Below are 2,961 nucleotides of genomic sequence, written 5' to 3' on the forward strand. Positions count from 1 at the left end.
TTGCCGGTGCGGATGCGGTCCTCGACGCGGGCGTGGGCGCGGTGACGGGCCTCCAGGAACTGCAGGGATCCTTGACCGGGCGGGGTGTCGGTGGCCGGTCACCGCCGGCCAGTTGCGCGACGTGGTGCAGCGGCGGGTCGCTGCCGGGCAGTGGCAGCCTGGTGATCCGGACGTGTGGATCGTCGCCGACTCCGGCTACGACGGCCCTCGGCTGGCGTTCCTACTGGCTGATCTGCCCGTTCAGGTGTTGGTGCGGATGCGCTCCGACCGGGTGCTGCGCCGGCCCGCGCCACCCCGGATGCCCGCCGCCACCGGCCGTCCACGAAGGCATGGCGACGAGTTCATCTTCGGTGCCCCTGGCGGTTGGGGCGACCCGGACGTGGCCACGAGCACCGACACCCGTCTCTACGGCACCGCGACCGCGCGGGCCTGGCACCGGCTGCACCCCAGGCTGACCCACCGCACCGCCTGGACCGCCCAGCACGGCCCGCTGCCGATCATCGAAGGCACCGTGATCCTGCTGACCGTCGACCGGCTGTCATCCGGTGCGATCGCGAAATCGGTCTGGCTGTGGTGGTCACAGCCGACCGCCACCGCCGCAAAGGCGGACCTGCTCTGGCAGGCGTTCCTGCGCCGCTTCCGACGACCCGACCAAGACGGGCCGGTCCGGCGGCGGCACCGACATTGAGCACACCTTCCGCATGCTCAAGCAAACCCTGGGCTGGACCGTCGACGCACACGGCGGTCCTGTCGTCGGAGCGCTTGTTGCGTCGCCACCGCGTTCCGTGCGGGTCTTCGGCCTCAGCCTGCCGTACGCGGTCCATCAGCGCTGCCGGCTCTTCTGAACAGAGCAGATTCAGTCAGGCATGTGCCAGTGGCGGTGGCAAATCCTGCTCGTTGAGCAGGGCATAGTTCGGGCCGGCCCCTCGTGGTGCTGCCTCAGCCGCACCGCTGACCGCCGCCGACGTGGAACCGGAAGCGGCGTGCTCGCTGACGCGTCAACGGCGTGTTACCTCCTCATGGCGTGAACGTTGTTCTGTGAATTTGTGCTGGGTTGATAGGAGGTGGGGCCGGGCCGCTGCACGCCCGGACCCCATTGCCGCTCGACGGACGTGGTCATTGCACCGAGCCTCGCCTGCTGCTGAACATTCAGGGTGAACTGCATGCGGTCGAATGGGGCGAAGCCCTGACGGTCCCCAGGACTCATCCCAACGAATTGCTTCGCACTGATTTTGTGTGCGTCCGGGTTCATGTAGAAGACCTCTCTCTTTCCCAGGTCCACAGCGAAGCGATCCTTGCCGGCTTCGGTGTGTACGACACCATTCTGAGCAATGAATCCGATTTTCACTGCCCCCAGGTCGACGGACCTGTACTTTTCGCGCTCCTCGGGCATCATTTTCATTGCCTCATCCTTGGTGAACGCCCTCCCGTCCGGCGCGACGTAACCCTGCTGGATACGACGGGTATCCACTTGCGCCAGCTTGTCACCCTCGTGCTCCCAAGCCGACGCCGGCATGGAGTTCAGCAGCGACTTGCCCTGTTCGTGGCTGTAGAGAGTCCCGTGCTTCTCCGAGACGAACCCTCTATGGTCGGGCGCAAGATAATCGAGCTTCGTCACACCACCCGCGAGATCGTCCTTGAAGGAGATTTCGGCTGCACTGCGAATACGCCCGTTATACGTGACGTATTCTTTGTGGGCGTCGAGGATCTTTTCGGTCAGCCCCGGGTGTTTGTCGCTGGGCAGGTTGGAAAGAGCTTGCTTCGAGTACGTCGTACCGTCGGTCGAGACGTAACCAAAATTCGCCACGTTCCGATCGATCATCCTCAGATCGGTTCGAGCCCCTTCCCGGAAGATCCGATCGGACTCCTCCGCCGCCAGCACGTTCCCGTTCGGCTGGACGTATCGCAGATCCACGCCGTTCCGGGAGATCTGCCGCGTGAATGGCTGAACGTCACGCCCTCCAGCGTATTGAGGCTCATGGTAAAGGTTCCCCCCTCTGTCGGCGTACAGAATCGGCCCGGCTCCGGGTCCAGCCTGCGGGCGAGGGGTCGGCTCGGCGCCCACCGGCATCTGCTGATGACTCGACCGGCTGGGGTAGTCCCGATCCTCCCGGCTCCGCACCCCGACCCCGGGCCGAGTCAGCATCGACAGAGGGGCACGAGCCGGACGCACCGCCGCCGGACGGACGTTGTCAGGCTCGGCGCCCCGTGGCCGCCGGCCGATGACCTCCGCCACTCGGTGCCAGAAGCGGCGCCACCTCGACGGCCTTCTCTGCTCGTTTCCAGCCACGATCGCCCTCCTTAAATCGGTTGCTCAATGCGGCCCGCAGTTCGTCTGAACCCGCAGCAGTTTCCGTCGCCTGAGCGGCGAGGGCTGTCGCTGCGGGCCTACCCGTACCACGTTCGACGTCGCCCTCGGGTTCAGTTGGTGCCGTTTAATCTCGATCTTCGCGATCACGTAGAGCCGGTTCTGCGCGACGTAGAGGTCCTCGCCACGCAGCCAGAGCCCGTCACCGTTGACGACGGTCTCGGTCGGGTCGATGTCGATGCGTGAGGTGACGCCGGTGAACGACGGCCGGAACAGGAACCCGGTGTTGGACTGCACGATGATCAGGCCGCGGCGAGATCGCCGAGGGTGTATGGGCGGGGCTGGACGAACTCGCGGCCGTACGCGAGCAGCTCGGTGGGCACGCCCACGCCCGCCGGATCATCGAGGCTGTCGCGATCGCCACCGGCCACGGCGAGATGGACGAGATCAACCCGACCGCGAAACACCCTGTCGATGTGGTGTCCTGGAGCCCGGCCCAAAAAAACGAGATCGGGGCCGCAAACGCTCGGATCGCCTTTCGGGGGATCACGGCGCAGGCAGCTAGACGAGTAAGTCCTAACGACCCCGGGGTGTGGGCATAGACGAAGGGTGTTGAAGATCTGTTTGTGACGACAGACCTCAACACCCTTCTG

General features: G+C 65.5%; 4 protein-coding genes and 1 pseudogene. 2 read left to right on the forward strand and 3 right to left on the reverse strand.

Annotated features, from left to right (window positions below):
* Nucleotides 1-97: 97 nt before the first annotated feature.
* A pseudogene (locus ACIBEF_RS32080) lies at nucleotides 98-728 on the forward strand (transposase); the annotation flags it as partial.
* The gene (locus ACIBEF_RS32085; RefSeq protein WP_396797175.1) at nucleotides 702-845 is read left to right on the forward strand and encodes a hypothetical protein; all 144 of its coding nucleotides are present in this window, start codon (nucleotides 702-704) and stop codon (nucleotides 843-845) included. The pseudogene ACIBEF_RS32080 and the gene ACIBEF_RS32085, both read left to right, overlap by 27 nt.
* Nucleotides 846-1,009: 164 nt before the next feature.
* Here the strand turns inward: ACIBEF_RS32085 and ACIBEF_RS32090 are convergent, their stop codons facing one another.
* The 3 genes from ACIBEF_RS32090 to ACIBEF_RS32100 form a co-directional block, all read right to left on the reverse strand.
* Entirely contained in the window at nucleotides 1,010-1,915 is a 906-nt protein-coding gene (locus ACIBEF_RS32090; protein ID WP_396797172.1) for a hypothetical protein, read from the reverse strand.
* A 399-nt stretch (nucleotides 1,916-2,314) separates the two neighbouring features.
* Nucleotides 2,315-2,605, reverse strand: coding sequence for a hypothetical protein (locus ACIBEF_RS32095; RefSeq protein WP_396797173.1), 291 nt, complete (start codon nucleotides 2,603-2,605; stop codon nucleotides 2,315-2,317).
* A gap of 5 nt (nucleotides 2,606-2,610) precedes the next feature.
* Complete coding sequence (locus ACIBEF_RS32100) at nucleotides 2,611-2,928, reverse strand: hypothetical protein (protein WP_396797174.1); 318 nt, start codon at nucleotides 2,926-2,928, stop codon at nucleotides 2,611-2,613.
* Nucleotides 2,929-2,961: the final 33 nt, after the last annotated feature.

The sequence above is a fragment of the Micromonospora sp. NPDC050795 genome (assembly GCF_044456785.1).
GTDB lineage: Bacteria > Actinomycetota > Actinomycetes > Mycobacteriales > Micromonosporaceae > Micromonospora.